The sequence below is a fragment of the Polaromonas sp. OV174 genome (assembly GCF_900112285.1).
GTDB lineage: Bacteria > Pseudomonadota > Gammaproteobacteria > Burkholderiales > Burkholderiaceae_C > Polaromonas.
On sequence record NZ_FOKZ01000010.1, the window covers coordinates 116,563 to 138,635 of the forward strand.

Annotated in this window: 19 protein-coding genes and 1 tRNA gene; 18 read left to right on the top strand and 2 right to left on the bottom strand. The window is 58.6% G+C overall.

Features of this window, described 5'->3' with window-relative positions; all coding sequences use genetic code 11:
• Positions 1-110: 110 nt before the first annotated feature.
• Genes BM160_RS11045 through BM160_RS11065 form a run of 6 tightly spaced genes read left to right on the top strand, consistent with a single transcriptional unit; the run spans position 111 to position 8,042 of the window.
• Positions 111-2,654 carry a glycosyltransferase family 2 protein gene (locus BM160_RS11045; protein ID WP_092004910.1) on the top strand — a complete coding sequence of 848 codons (2,544 nt, stop codon included), beginning with the start codon at positions 111-113 and terminating at the stop codon, positions 2,652-2,654.
• Positions 2,654-3,925 (top strand): glycosyltransferase, encoded by a 1,272-nt coding sequence (locus BM160_RS11050; protein WP_092004913.1) that lies wholly within the window; start codon positions 2,654-2,656, stop codon positions 3,923-3,925. Before BM160_RS11045 ends, BM160_RS11050 begins: the two co-directional genes overlap by 1 nt.
• Positions 3,922-4,887, top strand: a complete 966-nt coding sequence (locus tag BM160_RS11055; RefSeq protein WP_092004916.1) for a glycosyltransferase family 2 protein — start codon at positions 3,922-3,924, stop codon at positions 4,885-4,887. Before BM160_RS11050 ends, BM160_RS11055 begins: the two co-directional genes overlap by 4 nt.
• A 1-nt stretch (position 4,888) precedes the next feature.
• Positions 4,889-6,199, top strand: a complete 1,311-nt coding sequence (locus tag BM160_RS11060; RefSeq protein WP_092004919.1) for an ABC transporter ATP-binding protein — start codon at positions 4,889-4,891, stop codon at positions 6,197-6,199.
• A complete protein-coding gene (locus tag BM160_RS22230) occupies positions 6,199-7,197 on the top strand; it encodes a GNAT family N-acetyltransferase (RefSeq protein ID WP_143093227.1) in 999 nt (332 codons plus the stop codon). The genes BM160_RS11060 and BM160_RS22230 overlap by 1 nt, the downstream gene beginning before the upstream one ends.
• A gap of 41 nt (positions 7,198-7,238) precedes the next feature.
• Positions 7,239-8,042 carry a PIG-L deacetylase family protein gene (locus tag BM160_RS11065; RefSeq protein WP_177218985.1) on the top strand — a complete coding sequence of 268 codons (804 nt, stop codon included), beginning with the start codon at positions 7,239-7,241 and terminating at the stop codon, positions 8,040-8,042.
• Here BM160_RS11065 and BM160_RS11070 read toward each other — a convergent pair.
• Positions 8,014-8,835, bottom strand: coding sequence for an ABC transporter permease (locus tag BM160_RS11070; protein ID WP_092004925.1), 822 nt, complete (start codon positions 8,833-8,835; stop codon positions 8,014-8,016). The genes BM160_RS11065 and BM160_RS11070 overlap by 29 nt on opposite strands.
• 10 nt (positions 8,836-8,845) lie before the next feature.
• Positions 8,846-9,538 carry a Crp/Fnr family transcriptional regulator gene (locus tag BM160_RS11075; RefSeq protein ID WP_092004928.1) on the bottom strand — a complete coding sequence of 231 codons (693 nt, stop codon included), beginning with the start codon at positions 9,536-9,538 and terminating at the stop codon, positions 8,846-8,848.
• Between the two features lie 423 nt (positions 9,539-9,961).
• Here BM160_RS11075 and BM160_RS11080 point away from each other — a divergent pair, with 423 nt between their 5' ends.
• The 12 genes from BM160_RS11080 to BM160_RS11125 all read left to right on the top strand — a co-directional run bounded on the left by BM160_RS11080 (position 9,962) and on the right by BM160_RS11125 (position 21,354).
• A complete protein-coding gene (locus BM160_RS11080; RefSeq protein WP_092004931.1) occupies positions 9,962-11,305 on the top strand; it encodes a FecR family protein in 1,344 nt (447 codons plus the stop codon).
• The gene (locus BM160_RS11085; RefSeq protein WP_092004933.1) at positions 11,305-13,341 is read left to right on the top strand and encodes a CHASE2 domain-containing protein; all 2,037 of its coding nucleotides are present in this window, start codon (positions 11,305-11,307) and stop codon (positions 13,339-13,341) included. The genes BM160_RS11080 and BM160_RS11085 overlap by 1 nt, the downstream gene beginning before the upstream one ends.
• A complete protein-coding gene (locus BM160_RS11090; protein ID WP_092004935.1) occupies positions 13,338-14,816 on the top strand; it encodes a tetratricopeptide repeat protein in 1,479 nt (492 codons plus the stop codon). The genes BM160_RS11085 and BM160_RS11090 overlap by 4 nt, the downstream gene beginning before the upstream one ends.
• An 825-nt stretch (positions 14,817-15,641) precedes the next feature.
• Complete coding sequence (locus BM160_RS22595) at positions 15,642-15,779, top strand: hypothetical protein (protein WP_177218986.1); 138 nt, start codon at positions 15,642-15,644, stop codon at positions 15,777-15,779.
• A 119-nt stretch (positions 15,780-15,898) separates the two neighbouring features.
• Complete coding sequence (locus BM160_RS11095; RefSeq protein WP_092004938.1) at positions 15,899-18,238, top strand: beta strand repeat-containing protein; 2,340 nt, start codon at positions 15,899-15,901, stop codon at positions 18,236-18,238.
• Between the two features lie 135 nt (positions 18,239-18,373).
• Positions 18,374-18,448: transfer RNA gene (locus BM160_RS11100), tRNA-Thr, on the top strand.
• A gap of 88 nt (positions 18,449-18,536) precedes the next feature.
• Positions 18,537-18,746: a hypothetical protein gene (locus tag BM160_RS11105; protein WP_092004941.1), complete on the top strand. Its 210-nt coding sequence runs from the start codon at positions 18,537-18,539 to the stop codon at positions 18,744-18,746.
• A gap of 279 nt (positions 18,747-19,025) precedes the next feature.
• Positions 19,026-19,289, top strand: a complete 264-nt coding sequence (locus BM160_RS11110) for a hypothetical protein (protein WP_092004944.1) — start codon at positions 19,026-19,028, stop codon at positions 19,287-19,289.
• A gap of 132 nt (positions 19,290-19,421) precedes the next feature.
• Positions 19,422-19,835: a hypothetical protein gene (locus tag BM160_RS11115; protein WP_092004947.1), complete on the top strand. Its 414-nt coding sequence runs from the start codon at positions 19,422-19,424 to the stop codon at positions 19,833-19,835.
• Positions 19,836-19,932: 97 nt separating this feature from the next.
• Positions 19,933-20,667, top strand: a complete 735-nt coding sequence (locus BM160_RS11120) for a hypothetical protein (RefSeq protein ID WP_092004950.1) — start codon at positions 19,933-19,935, stop codon at positions 20,665-20,667.
• Positions 20,667-20,840 carry a hypothetical protein gene (locus BM160_RS22600; RefSeq protein ID WP_177218987.1) on the top strand — a complete coding sequence of 58 codons (174 nt, stop codon included), beginning with the start codon at positions 20,667-20,669 and terminating at the stop codon, positions 20,838-20,840. The genes BM160_RS11120 and BM160_RS22600 overlap by 1 nt, the downstream gene beginning before the upstream one ends.
• 100 nt (positions 20,841-20,940) lie before the next feature.
• Positions 20,941-21,354: an antirestriction protein gene (locus BM160_RS11125; RefSeq protein ID WP_218156606.1), complete on the top strand. Its 414-nt coding sequence runs from the start codon at positions 20,941-20,943 to the stop codon at positions 21,352-21,354.
• Positions 21,355-22,073 lie beyond the last annotated feature (719 nt).

Consider the following 22,073-nt stretch of genomic DNA (forward strand, 5'->3'; position numbering starts at 1 on the left):
TAAATCCGTTACACTGCCTCCTTGGCTGTTAGCCGCAGATGCGGTACGCCGGCGTTAGCAGGGTCTGTTGTGAACAGCTTCACCTGCCAATCTGAAGTAACCTAAAAAGCATGAATTTGGACCACCCGCAAGAGCTGTCGTGCGATTTGCATGCTCCTCATTTACCTCCCAAAGTTTCCGTTCTGATTCGAACCATGGGGCGGCCCAGCTTGGTGAATGCGGTGAAGTCTGTACGGAATCAGCTATTCGGGGATTGGGAGTTGCTTGTCGTCAATGCGAGCGGTAAACCATTGTTGCCGTTGGCGGAAAAAGATGCCAGCACGGTAACCCGCCTGATTGAGTCCAATTCTCCTCTTGGAAGAGCCGCCGCAGCGAACATGCTGCTTGATGCGGCGACAGGAAAATTTGCCATTTTCCTGGACGATGATGACTGGTTATTGGAGGATCATCTGTCCAAGCTAGTTCAACTCCTGGAGTCTGATGAGAGCTTGGGTGCTGCATACAGCGATGTTGAGTGCGTGACTGCCGACGATACTGCTTCTCAAAAGAGGGTCCACCTGTTCGAGAGCGACTTTGACGCGGCTACCCTGCAACTTCAAAACTACCTTCCTATTCATGCGGTTATGTTTCGGATGGATTGTGTCCGCATGGCCCCGGCAAGCTTGTTCGAGCCTGCACTCCAGCTTTTTGAAGACTGGGATTTTTGGCTTCAGTTGGCAGCGAAAAAACCATTTCGGCGGGTACCTGGCATATCAGCCATCTATGCATTGAACTCCGACGAGGGGTCGGGCCACTCAGAAGTAGCGAACATGCTGCGCCAGACAATGCTGTCAGTGCTCGCCTCACGTCAGATGCAGCGTTGGCAGGCTAGCGATGTGGTGGGGCTCATGCTGAATGCCGTGCGGAATACGAACCAGTTGAATCATGAAAAGCAGAAGGCGACACTGGCGCAGCAGGATGCGGAGCGGCTGGAGCTGCGATTGATGGAAATAGGGCGAAACTTTGACGCCTTGCAGGAGTATTCGGGGTCACAGCAGGCCGAGCTCAACAAGCTCAGCGAGCTTCGCCTGCTGCACCTCAGGCAACTCGAAGAGATCTATCAGTCCCGCTCGTGGCATGTAACAAAGCCACTTCGCGCATTTGGCCGCTTTTTGAACCAGTTCCCCGAGCGCCTCCCGATGCGCTTCGCTCGTAACGTCTACCACGCTGTCGCTGGCGAAGTGGCGCGAAATGGGGTCATGGGATTTGCGCGTCGGCTGCCCTACTATCTGAGGCATCATCGAACCTATTTGGCTCTGCTGCGAAGCCGGGCACCGGCCAGAAATGGCAACGTATTTGCAGCTTCACCTCCCGAGTTGCGCGATATTCGACTGCATCCCGATCTGACTGGGGGCGGGCCTACCATCGACGTGAAAGTGTCCGTGATTATTCCTACGCTGAACGCGGGCCCTGAATTCGCATGGATGCTGCGCAAACTGCGCGCCCAGCGGGCTGTGCGTGAAATTGAAATCGTTGTCGTTGATTCAGGCTCACGCGACACGACGGTTCCAGTTGCCCGTAATGCCGGGGCGAAAGTCATCGAAATTCCTCCTGAGGAGTTTTCTCACAGCCACGCCCGCAACCTCGGCGCAGATCACGCGACGGGTGACTATGTGCTTTTCATGGTGCAGGATGCCTACCCCATAGGAAACCACTGGCTATACGGCATGTTGCGTTATCTTCTCGATCATGCCGACCAAGGCCTCGCCGCCGCCTCTTGCGCAGAATACAGTCGCAGCGACAGCGACATGATGTACGACTCGATGATCAACACCCATTACCGGTTTTTGGGCTGCCTCGAGTACGACCGTATTGGTGAGTACAGCGGAGATGACCACATGTCCCTGCGATCTCAGGGGCAACTCAGTGACGTTTCTTGTTTGATTTCTCGCGAATGCTTTCAGCAGTTTCGTTATCGCGGCAACTATGCAGAAGATCTCGACCTCGGCATACGTCTCATCAAGAGCGGCAAGCGGGTGGCGATGCTGGCATCCGTGAAAGTGATCCATTCGCATAATCGGCCAGCGTACTATTACTTGAAGCGCTCATTTGTCGATGTCGTGTTCCTTGTGGGCCTATTCGATGACTTTGCCGTTCCGTATTGCGAATCTTTGCCAGGGTTACTGGCGGGTATCGAATCCACCGCCGCTCATGTCTCTCAATGGCTCGGTCAAATCGAAACGAGTTCTTCGCAGCTTACGCTGACTGCCCAGCTTGACGGCTGGATTAACGAGTCGCGCAAAACCTTCTCGCTTGTAGGTCAAAGAGGCGCTTCCATGCTGGGCGACGACAGGCTGGATGCTTTTATTTCGACCATGTCTGAGCGCTATCTTGGCGCGGCGACAGGTGTTATGGATGCCACGGCGCGCAACGAAGCCCGTCGCTTCAGCGACAGTTTCTTGGCAAGGCTGGATCATTTCAAGAGTTTTGCCGCGGACGTGTATGGTGAGCAGGATGCCGTGCTGCGTCACGAACTAAGCGATATGGTACGGAAAACTTTCGCAGCCGCCGCCGGCTCAGCGCTGGCCTTCTATTGCTTGAACCATAAGCAGTCCGAAGACGTAGCGCATGCCACTGTCGAACTGATACATAGTGAACTGGCGGCGGGTGTTTGATGCGAATCTTGATTATTGTTCACCAATTTTTCCCTGAATTTGCGGGCGGAACCGAACGCGTTGCATTGAATCTCGCGCGAATGGCGCAGCGTGCGGGTCACTATGTTCGAGTACTCGCGAGTACCGTGGATCCTGAACGTTGTGGCGGCAAGGCTTTCGCTGCGTCTGCTTTAAATGAGCTTGAATCTGTTTATCAAGGCGTTCCCGTCACCTTTATTCCCAGGGCGATGCTGCCCGCATCGGCCGATATAAGTCTGGACGAAGACGAGGACATCGTAGGGAGTCTCGCTGCCTGGATGCGTCAGGAACGCTTCGAAGTCGCGCATGTGATGCACACCATGCGCATGGGCAGTGCGATACTGGCAGCGCAGCGCATCGGACTGCCCTATGTGCTGACGCTAACCGATTTTTTTCTGCCCTGTGCCCGAATCAATTTAATCAATTTAAAGAACCAGTTGTGCCTGGGGCCAGACAATGGACGTCGCTGTTCAAAAGATTGCGCAACGGCACCCTGGACGGCCGAAAGCTACATCGGCCGGTTTGACCAGGCACGTTCTGTGTTACAGGCCGCCGGTGCCCGAATTGCCCCCTCGGAATATGTAGCAGCACGTTACCACGACGCCTTTGAGGGGATTGAGGTACAGACTATTCCGCATGGGGTTGATCTCTTGGCTTTGAGTCTTGCTGCCAACCATGCAACGCCGCCTGCCAGCCCCAAAGCGCATCTTCAGATCGTATATATCGGTTCGATTGTTCCACAGAAGGGCCTTGACGTACTGCTTCGTGCTCTGGCGCTTTTGCCGGACGCAGTGGTCCGGCTCAAGGTAATTGGAGGCGCTTACGGAAATTCTGCTTATCACAGTGAAGTGAGATCTCTGGCCGACTCGGATGCGAGGATCGAGTTTTCCGGATCGCTTGAGGCGTCCGAGGTATTCAAGGCGCTAGGGGATGCTGACTTGCTGTGCCTGCCCTCCAAGGTGCCTGAAACTTTTTCACTAGTGCTGCATGAAAGCGCCGCCGCAGGTGTCCCTGCGCTAGTGTCCGATCTCGGCGCGCCTGCCCAGCAGGTTGCTGCTCATCAATGCGGAGGTGTCGTTGCAGCGGGTGATCCAGAGGCATGGGCTCGCGCCATCGGCGACCTGATCAATTCGCCCGGCATCTTGCAGTCGTGGAGGGAGAATCTTTTCTTGCCGTTGCGTATCGAAGAGGAGGCTTTCTTCTACGAATCCATCTATCAGCGTGTGCGCAGGCAGCACATCCAGTCAACATGAGCGTAAAGGTCGCTGTTGTCATCGTCAACTGGAACGGCAAGGCACACCTGCGGGATTGCCTGGTCTCGCTCAGCCGGCAAACTCATGCTGACTTTCAGGCGCTTGTGGTGGACAACGCCAGTTCCGACGGTTCGCAGCAAATCGTCCACGAAATGAATGACGATCGCTTTTCGCTTCTGCAGCTCGATGAAAACACCGGGTTTGCCAAGGCCAACAATTTAGGCGTGAGCCATGGGGGGGGCTGCAAATGGGTAGCATTGCTAAATCCCGATGCTTTCCCAGAGCCCTGTTGGCTTGAAACCTTGCTGGCTACAGCGAACGAGAACGCCAGCTTCGCGGCCTTCGGTGGACATTTGATAAGCGCTCATGATCATCTGCTCAGTGATGGCACGGGCGATGCCTACAATTTCAGCGGCCGGGCTTATCGCCGAGACCATGGCAGCCCGGTTGAACTATCCCACAGGGAGCGGGAGGAGGTATTTTCGCCGTGCGCCGCCGCCGCGCTCTACCGCCGGGATGCCTGGGACGCGGTTGGCGGATTTGACGAAGACTTTTTTTGCTACATGGAGGACGTCGACCTCGTATTCCGGATGCGTCTGCAGGGCTATCGTTCCATGTACATCCCCCGCGCCGTCTGTTACCACGTCGGGTCCGCCATGTCTGGCCGGCACAGCGCTTTTTCCAGCTACCATGGCCAGCGTAATCTGGTGTGGGTGTATGTGAAGAATATGCCGTCCTGGCTATTTTGGTTGCTGCTGCCGGCGCACATTGGCTTTAACATGCTGGCCGTTGCGCGATTCGCACTACGTGGGCAACTCGGTATTGTGCTGCGCGCCAAGCGTGATGCACTGAGCGCGTTGCCGCAGGTCTGGCAAAAGCGTCGCCGCATTCAGGCTCAGCGTACAGTCTCCCCCGCAAAGATATGGACCGCCCTTGACAAGAGTCTATGGCCGAAGCACTAATTTGCCTTTCATTTTGATGAATACATCCCCTATTACTCCCACCTTTCCTGTTTCGGGCGGCTTAGCCATTGAAGCAATTGGGCTAGGAAAAGCCTACCCAACAATGGCCAGTCCGACACAGCGCTTGCGTTCTGCGCTTTATCGCGAAAAGGTGCAACCCAACGACGCTTTCTGGGCGTTGCGCGATTTGTCATTGGAGATTCCGCGGGGTGAAGTCCTGGGTGTCATCGGGCGTAATGGCGCTGGCAAGTCGACGTTGCTGCAACTGCTTTGCGGCACTGTCAGTCCGAGCACAGGTACGGTCCGTGTAAATGGGCGAATCGCAGCCTTGCTGGAGCTTGGCGCTGGATTTAATCCAGACTTCTCTGGCCGCGATAACATACTGCTTAATGGCCCCTTGCTAGGCATTAGTCGTGAGCAATTACTCGAACGACTTGACGCGATTATCGAATTTTCCGGGATTGGTCACTTTATTGATCACCCGGTCAAGACATACTCCAGTGGCATGTTTGTGCGCTTGGCCTTCTCGTTGGCCACCAGCGTGGATCCCGATATTCTTATTATTGATGAAGCCCTGTCCGTGGGGGATGGAGAGTTTTCACGCAAGTCGTTCGACCGTATTTTTGCGATGAAGGAGCGCGGAACCACCATATTGTTTTGCTCGCACTCCCTGTATCAGGTCGAAGCCTTCTGCAGTCGCGTCATGTGGCTTAACGAAGGAGCACTGCAAGCGATTGGCGAGCCCCATGAAGTGGTGCGTAAATACGATCTGTTTTTGGCCGGGAAGGGTGCCATTCCCCCCTCTGGGGTTGGCGCCGATAGCAGTCCGACGAGTACTCCCGCGGGACAAGAGACTCTTGGCAGCACCCCCGGCTATGCGCGTATCAGCCAGGCGCGCGTCGGGTGTGATGGCGCTTGGGGCAAGAGCCTGCATATTCGTCCCGGCGAGTCCAGTCTGAGCGTCGTCATTGAGTTCGAATCCGACCCGGCGCTGCCGCCGCCCACCGCAGGAGTCACCATTGACTTGCCCAATAGCATGGCGCTGACCTGTTCGATCGCCCGCACCGACGGCTTGGTGCTTGAGCGCGACGAACAAGGGCGGGGCGTTGCAACCATCGAGTTTCCACGCATTCCCTTGCGCAAGGGAAAGTACCATGTTGGCGTTTACCTTGGCAGCGAAAACGCCGTCCATATATACGACAACGCCCTGTCCATTGCCACACTGACGGTAAATGACATACTGCCGGAGCCCGGCTTGGTGACCCTGCCGCACCACTGGCACAGCCTGTCTGGACACTACGGCGACAAGTGATGGCATCCTCGCTCCCAAGCCAGGTGGATGCTTTGCCTGCAGGCCACTCAGAGCGCTGGTCGGTTCATGGTGCCACGGCGGAAAATGACGAAGAACTGCTGCAGTTGTTCGAAAAAGTCTTCGGTCATGTCATGTCGGCATCTCAGTGGCGATGGAAATACGCCGACGCTCCCACGCGCGGCATGATGTTGCGGCGGGACGGCACCGCTGTGGCATTTTTTGGGGGTATGCCGCGGACGATACAAGGGCCATCCGGGACGCACATAGTGGTGCAAAACGGTGATGTCATGGTTTTGCCCAGTGAGCGTGGCGTCTTCAGCCGCAGAGGGGCTTTGTACCATGTGGCTGCCGCATTTTTCAGCCAATTGGTGGGCCCTTCTCTGGGCTATGAATTTGCCTTTGGGTTTCCCAGTGGCAGGCATTTCCAGCTTGGAATCAAGCTCGGTCTCTACGCACCTGCTGGTCGCATGACTGCATTGACTTGGCCGGCATTGCTGCCCTCGCAGCAACGCTGGTCAACGACAGCCACTCTGGACAAGAAAAATCTGCACCTGTTGCAACCCCTGTGGCGCGACATGCGCACGAGTTGGCCGCAATATTTCATGCCGGTGCGTGACGCTGCCCGTTGGAACTCGCGTTTTGCCTCGCACCCCGTCCATCACTACGAGCTCCTGGTGATTCGCCGCCGGTGGACCGGTCGGCCACTTTGCGCCATTGCGTTGAGAGAGCATGCTGGCCATGTCGAGTGGCTGGACTATGTGGGGTCAAGCAAGGCGACAGGCCTTGCCGTGAACGCCGCTCGTCGTTTTGCTGGCGAGCGCAACAAAAAACCTGTCATGGGTCTGTTCAGCGAGGGCATCGCGCCCTATTTTGCAATCGATGCTGCGAGTTGCATGCCTTCGGATATCTATATTCCGGTCAATGCTCGACCCGTCGAAGAGGGCAGGCCTTACATTGGTCAACTATGGTTGACGGGCGGCGACACCGATTTTCTTTAGCGCTTCAGCCATGCAGGTCCACCTTCTCCCTTTCGTCAACCATGTCCGAAGATCAACATATTCCCTACCAAGCCTCAAGCCTGCCAGTGCCTGGTGCCGTCGGCGTACTCGTGCTTGCGCCTCACCCCGACGATGAAGTGTTTGGCTGCGGAGGCTGTGCCGCGCTATATGCCCTCTCGGGGGTGCCGGTCCAGGCCTTGATCCTGACCGACGGCGGTTTGCACGGCGTTCCGCCCGCGGGCGTGGCGGTGGTCGCGGCGCGGCAGGAAGAAGCCCGTGCGGCGGCCAAGGTGCTTGGCTGCCAGCCGCCCATTTTTGGCCACTATGCCGACCGTTCCCTGTCAACGGCGGGCGGGGCGCTTGTCAATTTGATCGTGCGTCAAATGAAGGAGTGCGGCGCTGACGTACTGCTGGCACCTTCGGTTTGGGAGATTCACCCCGATCATCGGGCTGCCGCCTTGGCTGCAATTGAAGCGATTCAGCAGCTCGGCGCCGGCCACACCCTCGTACAGTACGAAGTAGGTGCGCCCTTGCTGCCGAATGTGTTGCTTGACATCACCCCCGTATGGCAGCGCAAGCAGCAGGCCATGGCCTGCTTCGGCTCACAGCTTGCTTTGCAGGCCTACGACCGCCATATTAGTGCGCTGAATGTCTTTCGCACCTATACCTTGCCAGCTGCGGTTCAAGCGGCGGAAGGCTTGCGTGTTGCGACGCAGCAGCAGGCGAAAGAAGACCCCTTTGGTCTGGTTTTTCAGGGTAACCCCCACCCCGTGCGGGAACAGTTTTTGCCGCCCGACGGGTGGTTGGCCCGCTTATTCAGACCTCATCGGCAAAAGCTGGTCTGACCCGGTCAAAAAACCAGTAAGCCAGGGTAGCAAATACCAGGCCGGCCAATGTATAAATCGCCAGAGCGCCCCAATCCGGCGCTTGCCCCTTTAGCAGCAAATGCCTTAGATTTTCAATCGGCACCGTTAGCGGGTTGAGCCAGAGAAGGGTGGGCAAATGGCCTGGTAGCGCTGTTGCGGGGTACAACACCGGAGACATGAACATCAGCATGGTTAACGCTGGTCCCATGACGTGACTGATGTCGCGGATAAACACGCCCAGACCCGATAGCAACCAGGCAGATCCGAGCAACACCGGTACGGTCGCCATGATGACCACCGGCGCCAGGAGTGCCCACCAAGTCAGGCCGGGGCCAAAGCCGGCTATGGCCAGCAGCAAAATGACCAGGCTTAGCCCCGCGTGGAACACAGCGCTTGTCAGCGCAACCCAGGCCAAAATCTCCAGCGGAAACACCACGCGCTTGACCAGGTTGGGCTGCTCCAGAACCAGTCGCGGCGCCCGATTCAGCAGGTCCGAAAAAAGGTTGAATACGACCAGCCCGGTAAAAACCTGAAGGGCAAACTCCCCCGTGCTGTCCCCGCCGCCCGGCCAGCGAGCCTTGAAAACCAGCCTGAACACAAAGGTATAGGAAAGCAGGATCAGCAGGGGAAACAGCAGGCCCCAGCCCACACCCAAAATGGAGCCCTTATAGCGTGCCAGCACGTCGCGGCGGGCCAGCTGGGTGATGAGATACTGGTGCCGCAGCGGAACCATGGCATAGCCAAGACCAGGCAGGCTTGAAAATCGAATCATTATGAGGCGCTTATCCTAGGGGTTGACTGCCTGCCGCGACATCGCGCAGGAGTTTCGGGTTGTCTATTCGCAGGTCATTACCATCGCGCTCCACCACTCCCCGACTTTGGAGGAGTTGGAAAACACGGGTGACTGTTTCGCGGCTGGCATTGATCATTATCGCAATCTCCTGGTGCGTCGGGGCATTCATCACCCGGATTTGGCCTGTGCTCGATGCCATGAACAAAAGCTCGAGCTGGGCACACACCCGCTGCAAAGGATTGGAGAGGCCCAGGATGCGTCGCTGCGCCACCTGCTCCCGCAGCCGCACGGCCAGCCGGGTGCAAACCGCCTCCGAGAGTTTGGGAGAGGCAAAAAGAATCGGTTTGATCAGATCGCGGGAAATAAAAACCACCCTTGAGCGCGCCACAGCAGTAATGAATTCGGGTTGGGGGAGGCCATCAACGATGGCCACCTCGCCAAAATAGTCACCCGGATTGATGAAGTACAGCCCCACTTCCCGGTCATCCATCGTGAAGTCCATGCCCTGCAGGCGTCCTTCGAGCAAGAAGCACAGGGACGACAGTGCACTGTCCTTCTGCAAAACCACTTCTCGCTTCGCAAAGACGCGTTCAACCGCCTGTTGCGCCAAGTGCGAAATCGTCACTTGCGGCAGGTTCGAAAGCAGCGCGAACCCCTGCAAGGCGGCAACAGGAATCGTCATGATTGAAAACGACCCAACCCATTCAGGCCCTTGGTGGCGGATCGGATTCGCGCAACGCCACCCGACATCGACGGTCGTGACGGCGCTTGTCGGGTGAGGCCCCGCAGCTGAACCCTGTTTGTCAGGGTTTTGACGTTGCTATCGAAATAATAGCTGGATGCGGCCGTGCAGCTTGGGTTTGAGTTGGTACTCTTAGAGTTTTTGGTGTTTGCCATCATAAAGGGCAAGAGATCGCGTAAGGTCGGTCTACAAGGCGCCAATAGCAGCATGTCGCCGCCTGAGCATGGCTATTGTGCAACACTTGCTCTTCATCTTTGCTCTTTGCGGCGCTGTATTGCTGGATGTGATCACGCTCACAGCCGCTTACCGGAAGTTGTGGCCAAATAAGCCAGTTGTCTCATTCCATCGTCAATTAATTCGCCCGTGTACTCACTTCGTCTGTCCGTTTTTGCTCGCTTTGCCTTGTGGTTTGCCAGCCTTGCCGTGGCGGGAAGCGTCTCGGCGCAGGCCGTCGGCGAGGTCACCCTCCATATCGGCCATGCCATGGTGGTGTCCGCCAGCGGCACCTCCGAAGCCGTACGCCGTGGAACTTCCATTCACCCCGGTGACCGCATCGAAACCTCGGAAGGGGGGCATGTGCATATCCGCTTTGTCGACGGTGCCATGGTCAGCGTGCGTCCCACCAGTCGTTTGGTGGTGGAAGATTACCAGTACAACCCGCAGCAGGTGGCCCAATCTTCTGTGCGCTTTCGCCTTGAAAAAGGTGTCACCCGCGCCATTTCCGGCGCCGCCGCCGAAGGCGCCAAAGATCGCTTTCGCCTCAATACCCCGCTGGTCGCCATCGGCGTGCGCGGTACCGATTTCGTGGTCAGAACCCAGGGCAACCAGACCATCGCGTCCGTCAATCAGGGGGCCATCATCATGGCTCCGTTTGGCGAAGGCTGTTCACCCCAGGCGTTTGGTCCCTGCGGTTCAATCACGGCAAAACTGCTGTCGGCCGACATGGGTAATATGCTGGTCGAGTTTCGAAGCACCCTGGCCCAGCCCGAACTCAAGCCCATGAATGGCGTGAAGGCGCCAGAAACAATGCTCGCCTCCGCGGAACCCCGGCCGTCTTCCGAGGCCGTAGGTCCCCGAGACGCCAGCAAGCCAGGCACGCGCACCACGGGCGATGATGCAGTGGCCGCCGCGCTGGTGCATGATGTGGTGCGTCTGGCGGGCGATGCGAGCGCGACCGCTCCTGTGGCGCCGCTCGTGCCCGCGGTACCCGAACCCGCACAGCTGGCGTGGGGGCGCTGGGCCGTAGCCAAGTCCGACGCCACCGACTTTTCCGTGGCGCGTCTTGAGGGCAGGGAAGGGCGTGTCGTCACCGTGGGAGACGATAATTTCCTCCTTTACCGCATAGAAAACGGATCGGCCGTGCTGCCTCAAGGCCTGGGTAGCGTCAGCTTTGGTTTGCAGCAGGCCTATGCCCGCTATACCGGGCCCGCTCTCGACATCCAACCCGCCACCGTGCAGGGCGGCTCCCTGTCCATCGATTTCAATTCCCGGCTGTTCAACACCGCCTTGAACCTGCGGTCGGCGGCCACCGGAAATGTCGGCCTGCAGGCATCCGGGTCGGTTCGTGACGATGGTCTGTTTGTTTCCCGCAGCGCCACCCAGGCGGTGGCGGGAGCGGTTGCGCTGGACGGCAAATCTGCCGGCTATCTCTTTGAGAAAGCCGCTGCTGGCGGCACGCTGTCCGGCATCACCCTCTGGGGCCGTTGATGAAACCGCTTGCAAGCCGCTGGTTGATGCGGCCCTGGCGCAGCCGCACGGCCGTCCTGGCCCTCGCCGCGCTGGTCTGGCTAGTCTGGCTGGCCGTTTCGCCCGGCAGCCTCAGGCAGCTCGACGAACGCAGCACCGACTTCCTCTGGCGCCTCACGGCCAGTGAAACCCCCGAGCGCCGCGTCATCTTCATTGACATTGACGACGCCAGCCTCGCTCAAGTCGGCTCCTGGCCTTGGCCGCGAGAGGTCATGGCCCAACTGACCCGCAAGCTCGACCAGCAGGGCGTAGGGCTCAAACTCTTCGATGTGGTGTTCCCTGACGGGCGCGACGGCAGCGCCGAGCTGTCCCGGGCGCTGGCCGTCCATGATGCGGAGAGCCCCTCGGTGCTGGCCCAGGTCTTTGCGCTGCGCAACGAAAGCCAGTTGCGCTCCGGCGCCTTGGCCGGCGCCGTTCCTGGTGTGGGCTGCCAGACCCCCTCCCTGCCCGCGCAGGGCTTCATTGCCAACGCCCCCGGCCTGCATCAGCGCGCCGGGCACATCACGCCGACACTCGACGCCGATGGCGCGGTGCGCCGGATTCCTGGCTTCGTGTGTTTTGACGACCATACTTACTCCAGCCTCACGCTGGCCGGTCTGGCCGCCCTCGTTCCGCCCGTCGCGTTGGATGCCCAGGCGCAACGCTTGTCAGCCCTGCTGCCAGTCGCTGGCGTCGGGCCGTGGCAACCCGCGTGGCAACTGGTGATTCCTAGCCTGCCCGGCAGCCGCATCGGCATGGACGCTCAGGGCCAGATCCGCGTTCCCTACGGCGTCTCCCGCAAGGCCATGACCGCTATCTCCGCCGCCGACGTGCTGCAAGACAAAGTGCCCGCCGGCATGCTCAAGGACGCCTGGGTCATTGTGGGCGCCTCGGCTTTCGGCCTAGCTGATGCCGTTCCCACCGCTTTGGGCGGCGCCGTCAGCGGCGCCGAAGTCCATCTGCAGCTGATGGCCGCCATGCTCGACGACGCCGTGCCCTACACGCCCATGGCCGCCGGCTGGCTGCAGTGGGGCTACGTGCTGCTGTCCATAGGGGGGCTGTTGGCGCTGGCGGCCGGGCAGCCCCTGCACGAGCGCCGCGCCGTGCTGCTGCTGCCGCTGGCCGCCGCCGCCCTGGCCGGGCTCGGCTTCGTCCTGCATGCCGCCGCCTTGCTGCAAGCCGGCTGGTTTGTCGGTTGGGCCACCGCCGCGCTGGCCATTGGTCTGGCCGGGACTGCGCTGGCCTTGGGGGAACACGCCCGCAGCCTGTTCGAAAAAGGCCGGCTCTACCGCAACCTATCCAGCTATGTGCCCAGCCCGGTGGCCGCGCAAATCGCCCTGACAGAGCCCACCGGCGACATCGAAGCCCGCCGCGGCGACGTCACCGTGCTGGCCGCCGACCTGCAAAACTTCTCGCGCTACTGCGAAGCCCGCTCTCCCGAAGACGCCGCCCGTGTGCTGCACCGGTTTTTCAGCACCGCTGAAACCATCATCCAGGCGCACGGCGGCGTGGTCGAGGAAATGGTCGGTGACAACCTGCTGGCCGTCTTCAATGGCCCGCTCGCCTGTGAAAACCATCCCCTGCAAGCCCTCGCCGCCGCCCGCGAGCTGTGGCTGCGTTGCAACGAAGAACTGCCCAACACCGCCGGCATCGGGCTCGAACCCCTCAGCGTCAGCATCGGCCTCGAAAGCGGCATGGCCCTGGTCGGCTCCTTCGGTCCGGCCCGCCGGCGCGTCCATACTGTGCTGGGCCAAACCGTCACCGTCGCCCTCCGGCTTCAGGCGCTCACCGCCGATCTGGCCTATCCCATGCTGGTCGGCCAAAGCGCTGCCGAGCGGGTGGGCCCCCTGTTCGAGCAGTCCAGCCTCGCGCTCAAGCCCCTGGGCAGCTTCCTCTTGCCCGGCTTGCAGCAGCCCTGCAAAGTCTTTACACTGCGAACCCTGCTGCAGCCGGGTAGCATTGCCGAGCAAAGCACCTTGCACTACCTTCATCAACAACAAAAAAATTCCGCCGCGTGACATTCAAGGCTTACCCACGCAGCCTGGGCAAGTGGCTGGCTGCGGGGACAGGCTTAGGCATGTGCCTGGCCTTGACAGGCTGGCCCGCGCAGGCCCAGACCCAGACTTCATCGCCCCCTGCTGAAAGCGCGCCGATTCAGCCCGCCGCGCGTCGTTCACCTTCGCCTGCCGCGTGCCCCGTCCAGCCCACTTACCCGCTGCCGGCCGACCCGGCCAGCCTGCAAGCCCGGCAGGACCAGCTCGATGCCATCGCCCCCGCATGCCTGCACAGCGCCGATTTTTATGCCTGGCGCGGCGCGCTGCTGCTGGCCCAGCACCAGCCTGAGGCGGCTGTTGAAGCGCTGGAGCGCGCACTGCTGCTAGAGCCCAACCTGCCCGGCGCCCAGCTTGACTATGCCGATGCCCTACTGGGCATGGGCGACACCGTCTCCGCAAAAGACCTGCTCGAACAACTGGCCGCCCGTCCCGATTTGCCTGCCCACTTGCGCCCGCTGCTGGCGCGCGAACTGGCCGCCGCCAGCCCCGACGCCTGGCGCACCCGCTGGGTACTGACCACCGCACTGGGCCTTGACAGCAACCTCAACAACGCCCCCGCGGCCAGCGAACTCACGCTGACGTTTCCGCAAGGCCCCGTCACGCTGTCCCTGTTGGAAAGCTCGCGCCCCCAAGGCGGCACCGCCGCCCTCAACACGGTCCAGTGGCAAGCCCTCAAGCCCCAGGGCGGGCAGCTCTGGCTGCTGCAGGCCGAGCTGCGTGCCCGCCAGACCGCCGAAGCCGCCACCCGCTACCAGCAGGCCGACGTGGCCCTCAACTGGCTGCAGGCGCCCGAGGCCCCCCGGCAATGGCTGGTGCGTGCCGGCCTGACCCACGTCGATTTTGGCGGTCAAGTCCTGTTGCAAAGCGTGCGCGCCAGCGTGCTGCGCCAATGGCAGGCACCCCAGCCGACCTTCATGAGCGCATCTTGCCGGCCCAGCGTTGGCATGGAGCTTGAAGCCCGCCGCTACCCGGTGTCGCCCGAACTCAACGGGCGCTACGGCGGTCTGGTGGGCGCCATCCACTGCAGCGCCGACTATGGCCCGCAAGGCAGCCTGCTCAGCCAGCAGCAGCTTAGCGTGCAGCTGCGCCTAGGCGGCGACCAGGCCGACAACAGTCTGCGCCCCGGCGGCAACTACCGCCGGGCGGAATTCCGCGCTACCTGGGACGGGCGGACCGGCCTCTACAAGCTCAGTGCCGATTACGGCTACACCCACCAGGCCGACAGCGCCGGCTACAGCCCACTCTTGGGCGGAAACCTGAACCGCCAGGCCGGCCGCCACAGCCTGCGTGTCGAAATCGCCCGCCCGCTGGCCCCGCAGGCGCTGAGCGGCGTCGACGGATTTGTCAGTGTCGAACTCAACCGGCAAGCCAGCAACCTGGCCGCCTTCGAAAGCCGCCAGAACGCCGTCTTTGCCGGACTGCGCTGGAGCCTTCCCTGAAAACACCGCGCAACCAGGGCTGATAAAGGGCCGGTACGGGGAGGCCCTGGCACGCGCTGCTTTGGGCCGGCTTTCACGGCGCGGGCCAGGCGCCAGCGATTTCCCTCGTTCCCGCCTTCGCGGGAATCACGCGAATCGCCGACATCTCCAGGAATAGGCGCGTGTCTAATGTCGATGCGATGGCCGTGGGGTGAGTGGGTGACTGCTGTTTTATTGATAGCTTCTTGCGTTCATGTTTAATGGGCTAGAGGTCTATTTGAGGTCTATTTGAGGTCTATTTGACCTGATTGGCTGCTTGCCCAAAACAGTAGATTGTCATTGCGCCTTTGAGCCGTAATCCATGAGCCCGAATCCTTGCAAGCGCCGCAAGAGGCATGGATCCCGGCTCAAGGCCCGGATGAAGATGGATGAGGCCGATAGCTCACCAGGTGGCTTGGCTCATGACTTACTTTTTTGGCTGATCCGCGATGCCACAGTTGCGTTTTTAAGCCTTTTGAGCCTCCAGCCCAGGAAGGACGGGCGCAGTCAGCTATTAGCCCTATAGCGACTGAGGCGTGCGCCCAGGGCCATCGCATCTAAATAAAACGACAAGTTAGCGGGCGGTTTTTACAAGGGACGGCTCAAAACCATCGTCATAGCCGCGTAGAGCCTGCCCTCGACCAGATCGGGGGAGGGGGCGGGAACCCCATTGAGGCGCGCATCTGGGTACTTGAAGCATTCTGGATACCTCCTTCGCGAGGACGGCAGTGTTTTTTAAAAGCGACGCGTGGAATGGCGGGTGCCTGAGTCGTTGCGATCAGGCATGAAAAAGACTTTCAGCCTGCCATGTCTGTCGGTAGTTTGCTTTCAAATAAAGAGAAGTTCAAAGCGGGCCGCCCTGCCAAGCGCCTGGCCGGGAAGGCCGCGGGGCAAGAGGCAGCGCCCCATCGTCGCGATTTTGCTGTAAAAAAACAACAAATTTAAACCGCCCGTCAAGGTGTGACGGGAATCACAACGGCCCGCATGGCCTGCCTTCTATACTAGCCCCCGTACTGGGTGCATTGGGTGCCTGGTCGACTTCATCACTAGTGGAGAAACTCTCAATGGCTATTACTGCACAAGAACGCACCAACATCACCAAATTGGTGGTTGCAATGTTCAACGCCGCTCCTGGCGCAACCTACCTGGCCGAACTGACCGTGGCTTATGAAGCCAACGGCCGCAGCCTGTCGAACCTGGCCAAAGACCTGGCCACCAACGCTTCTTACAAGGCGCTGAACCCCGTGTTCCAGACCGCCGCCGAGTTTGCCGCCGCTTTCCTGACCCCCCTGGGCCTGCAAAACAACACCGAAGCCAAAGATTTCATCACCGCCAAGTTCAACGCTGGCGTGAGCAAGGGCCAGATCGCCCTTGACGCCGCAACGGCCATCGATGGTTACACCGGCGGCGATGCCGCAATCGTGGCCGCCAAGGCCATCCTGGTCAACAAAACCGCCGTCGCCGAGTACTACTCCGAGATCAAGTTGGTTGCCCAGACCAACATCGGCTCGCTGCAGCAAGTCATCGCTACTGTGACGGCGGATGCTGCCTCTGTCGCAGCTGCCAACACGGCCATCGACAATGGCGCTGGCGCTGCTGCTGGCAACACCTTCACGCTCACTTCTAGTGTGGACAGCATCGTTGGTACTTCCGGCAACGACACCATCATTGCTGGTACGCAAGCTGGCCTGGCTACCCTGACTGCTGGCGACCAAATCAACGGTGGTTCTGGTACCGATACCCTGAGCATCTTTGGCAACGGAAACGCCTCGGCATTCACTAGCGCAACGGTCTCCAGCGTTGAAGTGGTCACTGCTCAGTTCGACGCAACCGGTGGTGCACTGAACGTTTCAGGCAACGCTGGCGTGACGCAAGTCAACATTGGCAACTCTGTCCTGACCAACGCTGCCGGTTCCGGCTCTGCTACCGTGACCCTGACGAAGGCTCAAGCAGCTGGCATCAACGGCACCATCCTGAACGACACGACCACCAGTCTTGCTGGTAACAACGCTGTCGTGACCTTCGCTTTCAGCGATGTGACCGGTGGTGCTGACACGGCAACCCTGAACGTCAACAACGCCAAGTTCGCCAAGAACGCACTTAACGTTCTGGGCGCAGGTAGTGGCGTGACGATCGCTGGCGTTGAAACCCTGAACATTGCTGCCACCGGCACCAATGCCCTGGGCAACTTGTTGGCAGCCGATACGACCAAGCTGGTTATTACTGGCGCTGGTTCGTTGAGCGCCACGCTGACTGGCACTTTGGCCAAGACCATCGACGGTTCTGCTGCCACTGGCAACCTGACCATCGACAACAAGGCTGCTGCCATTGCTATCCAAAGCATCAAGACCGGCTCTGGCAACGACGTTTACACCACGAAGTGGGCTGACCTGACGGCTGACGACTCTATCGACCTGGGCACGGGTACTGACTCCCTGCGCTTCAGCGATGACGCAACGTTCACCACCGCTGCTCAAAAGGCTCAGCTGACCAAGGTTGTTGGCGTTGAACAGCTGGGCACCGTTGGTGCTGTGCTGACCGTCGATGGTGACTTCGTGTCCCAAACCAGCTACTACACCGACGGTGCTGCTGGCCAGATGGTCTTGACCAACACCGCTAACAACGCTGATGTGAACTTCGGCAAGGGTGCTGAGTTGGCTAGCAGCGTTGCCATGAAGCTCGGCGCCAACACGCTGAACGTCAATCTGGCAGGCTCCGCTACGGGTGCTGCTGACCTGGGCCTTGGTCTGACTGTGACTGGCTCTGCTACTGTCAATGTCAAGTCCACCGGTACTGACGGTCAGCCTAACAACGTGCTGGCTCTTACCGCCGCTGACAACCAATCCGTGGTTGTGACTGGTTCGCAGAACCTGACCCTGACCACGTTTGCTGCTTCCAACATCACCGGCTTCAAGATTGACGGCTCTGCCTTCACCGGCAAGCTGGCGGTGACTGGTACGGCCGCATCCGACATCATCGTCGGCGGTTCTGGCAACGACATCATCAGCGGTGGTGCTGGTGCTGCTATTAGCGATACCCTGACCGGTGGCGCTGGCAATGACAAGTTCATCATCATCGCTGGTGCAACTGCTACTGCGGCCGACGTCATCACTGACTTCGTTACTGCGGCCGATACGATTGCCTTTGCCGCGACAGTTGGAACTGCTCTTACCTTCACAAAGGGTACTGCCGCGGTTGCTGACTTCGCTGCTGCTCTCCTTGCTGCGAATACTGCACTCGCAGTTTCCGCTGTTGCAGGCAGTACTGAATACGTAGCCCAACAAGTTGGTAGCGATACGTACGTGTTCTACGCTGCTGCAGCGGGCTCCGTTGCGACACAAGCTGTGAAACTGGTCGGTGTTGATCTCGCTCACATCGCAGCTGCTGACATCGTTGCTATCTAATCTCCCCCGGAGATAAACCCTTCCGTCAAACGAAGGGTTTAGGTGAAAGCCTCAAGACCCTCGACGCTTCGGCGTCGGGGGTTTTTTCTGAGGGCATTCCAAAGAGTGCCTTCAGAGAAAACGACAAGCAAAATCGCCCATGTGGCTCAGTGGTAGAGCACTCCCTTGGTAAGGGAGAGGTCGCAGGTCCGATTCCTGCCATGGGCACCACCATTCCAAAGCCGGAATTCAGCTGTGCATCGTCAGGGTGGAAATATCACCCCATGACCCCACTGCATGTCATCCATGCCAGATAGCCATGAACCTGCCCGACACCATCACCTTCCACGCTGGCTCAGCCACGGTGGCTGAAGCCCGAGACCTTGACCCGTTGGGGTTCACGCTGGATGGCGCGCACCCCGCTGCCCAGAATGTGCTTGCCCAGACGCCAGAGTACGACCTTGTGGTGAACGTGGTGGGTCTGCCGGATGCAGGGAGTGGGTCTGGCTGGGTACTGCTGCTGGGGTGATGACTTACCCGTGAAGGTGCTGGCGTTACTTCCCGTTGGATCGGCTGACCCACACCCCCACAGCCCCATTCCTCGCCTCAATAGGTTCTGCCTGTTGGGGCTTTTTTTCGTCTGTACTTACCCAAACCAAGGAGAAATGCCTATGCCGATATGTCATGACACAACGTGACAGAACACCCATTCACGACATCAAACCGTGACCCCTGCCAGCGCCCTCGGAGCAATCCTTGTGGCGCTTTTTCTTTGTCTCTTCATTTCCACCAACCCAAAGGAGCCCACATGGCCAAACACAATCTAGTACGCAACGCCGCCAAATTCACCGGACTGCACACAGAAAAAGCCGTAGTCGGTCTAGCTCGATGGGCAACGACTGACCACATGGGTACCGGGAAGATGCTCCAAGGCCTGCCTTCGGGGCTAGGGTTCGTTTCAACGCTGGGCTTCATCCTCGTGCACTTTCTGGCCTCGTTGGTCGGGATAGCTTTAGGGTGTGTGTGGCTTTTTCTGGTGTTCGCCTATGCGATACCGTTCCTGTTTTTCTGACACTTTAGCCTGACAAACCAGCCAACCATTCACCCAATACCCAACTCTCCAACTCCCATTCACAACCATCCGCCAAGCGCCCTCGGAGCAATCCCTGTGGCGCTTTTTTTCGTCTGACAACTGGATATCTCCATGCAAATCATTCGTGACCCCATAGTGGCCGCCACCATCGAAGACGTGGAACTACGTACCTGTATTGAGAAGACCATCGGTGAGCTCAACGAGGATGGTCCCTACGACCCCGACGTGTTGGGCTACTTTCTCATCGTCGAACCCGGCGACACCCTGGAAGCCATCAGCACACAACTTGGCTTTCCCATTCTGTGCAACCGCTGGACGGGTATTGCCTTCGGCCATGCTGGATTTACCCCCTCATGGGAGGTGGTGCAAGCACATGCCCACTGGTACGAAATGGTGTTTGTCATTAGCGACGACGGCTTTGGGGTCGTGGTCTTTATTCCGAAGACTGAAGGCATCAATCCCGAGCTGCTGGCGATGTGTGCCAGATATGCCAGCCCTGCAGCCCAGGAGGCACCAGAGCCTTGAAGCATGTCTCGATATTGATACCGATCCAGCTCCTTCATCACCTTCATCAACCCCGCCACCTCGGCCAGTCTTTATCGCTGGTTCAGGTGGCTTTTTTATGGCTGGCTGCAAACGACTTGAATCCCATAGCGCAATTTCAACCATCTTATTTGATAAGCCAACCAAGCCTGTCAATTCCATTTTCATTCACCACCACCACCCAAAGGACTACACCATGAACGAAGAAGCCAACAAAGACATTTCCGAAGAAGTTAGCCCAGTGCCAGCCCTGCGCATTTTGAAGATCGAAGACTGTGCCTCCCTGTCGGGCCGGTCCCACCTGACCTACCACCTTGGCTGCAACGAGGCAGGAGAAACCCATATCCGTCTGTATGGCAACACGGGCAAGGGCTTTTACAGCAAGGACTGGATTGCCATGCGCTTGATTGATGCGCTGCTGCACAAAGGCTCCGAGGACAAGCCCATTACCTCTGGCTCCATGCAGGCGCTGTTTGAAGGCAAGTCGGTCAACACGGCTGGTTTCATTCTGGCGGTGCTCAAGCATGAGGGCCTGATCCAGACCACCCCGGGCAGCCTGCGCCACTATGAACGGCTCGACCCGATGGCCTGGCAGGCAGATATCCAGGCGCTGGTCGATTCCGGGGTGTCCTTGTCAGAACTGCAATTGCCAGCAGCACCAGTGGTGGCCAAGAAGGGCAGCAAGCAGACAGGCCCGAAGGCGAAGGCCGATATGAAAGCCATAGCCAAGGCCGGTGCAGCACAAGGCACCCAGTCAGGGGCGAGCACACCAGCGGGTCCTGAATCGACGATGCCTGACGCTATGGATTCTTGATGCTGGATTTAACCGTCGTCCTGATGGTCGTTGCCGCACTGGGCCTGATGTTCTCTTCGACACGCCAGTTGGGGATTTTGAGCATGGCCGTGCTGTGCTTCTTGTATCCCGTTCCGGTCATTGCGGTGCTCCTGATTGCAGGCGGAATTGTCATCTTCAACCGATACCGATAGAAAGGAAATCAACACATTTCTGGCTCTTTGTGCCAGTAAGTCTCTATGGGCGGTGCTTCGGTGCTGCCCATTTTTTTTGCATTATTTTTGGAGCGAAATTGTGACCAACACCATCATTCACCGTCAATTGCTCACAGAGGCGCGGCGGGTCAAGCAGACCTCCACCTTGTTTGGCATTCACTTTCCGATGCAGCTGGAGCCCACGGCCTATGCCATGGCGGGTAGGTTGTCACCGGACTACAGCGGTGGCGACTGGGCGTTCTGTGCCTTGGAAAACGGCGGCTTCTACATCGCACCCCGATCAAACGCCAGCTTCAAAGTCTATGCCGACAATGGCTTTTCGGGGGCGCTGTCGGGGGATGCCTTGGGAATCACGGCTTGCCTCTATGCCTACAGCCAGTTGTCGTTTGGGGATGGCGAGTTTGCAGATATGTGTGCCCAGCAGTACCACTGGCTTCGGGACTACATGTTGGTGCACGCGGAGGCAAGGGCCATTGTGGCGGCCATCGACTAACGGAGAGGTGGGGGGAGGGGGTGGCAAGAACTGAAATTCTGAATTCCTGGCACTTTGAGGGACCAGCCGCCTCCTGCAGCTTTTCAGGTCTCCAGGGTTTCACATTGCTCAGCTGAGGCCAATGGGGGCAAGTCGGACAAAGCTCTGGAATCCTGAATTTCTGACTTCCTGGAAACCTGAAGAGGTCGCTGGCCCTCCCGCGCTGCCAACGGTTCACTTCTTCAGCCTTCGCTACACCCCTCGAACCACTGGTCCATCAAAGCAAGCCCTCCACGGGGAGGTGTCGCTGGTCTTGAGATAGAAAACACCTATTTTGGAGGCCCTACCTGGTTAGTGACCACACCAGCTTCATCCATCGGTTCCATCGCGCCAAAAATATCAGCTTGGCGTGGTCATCCTTTCCGTTTTCACCGCTTTATCTGAGGTTTACGTCTCAAGTAAACAACACAAAGAAAATAAGTTCAAGACAGATCCAAAAAGGGTCCCTTGTACTGCCGTTCTGACTTCGTTTACTGTATTTGAACGGCATAAATTAGTCTCAAAACAAGATGCACTGTTTTAAGTGCTGTAAATCAGTATTTATAAATAGTGTATGAATAGTACTTTACTTCATGAAAAATATAAGTACTTCGTAAAGGTTGTCTAAAAGCAGTAAATTTTTTTGATTGAATAATACCTGTTAAATAAATGAAGAAATTAATAGACTGTTTAAAGTGGCT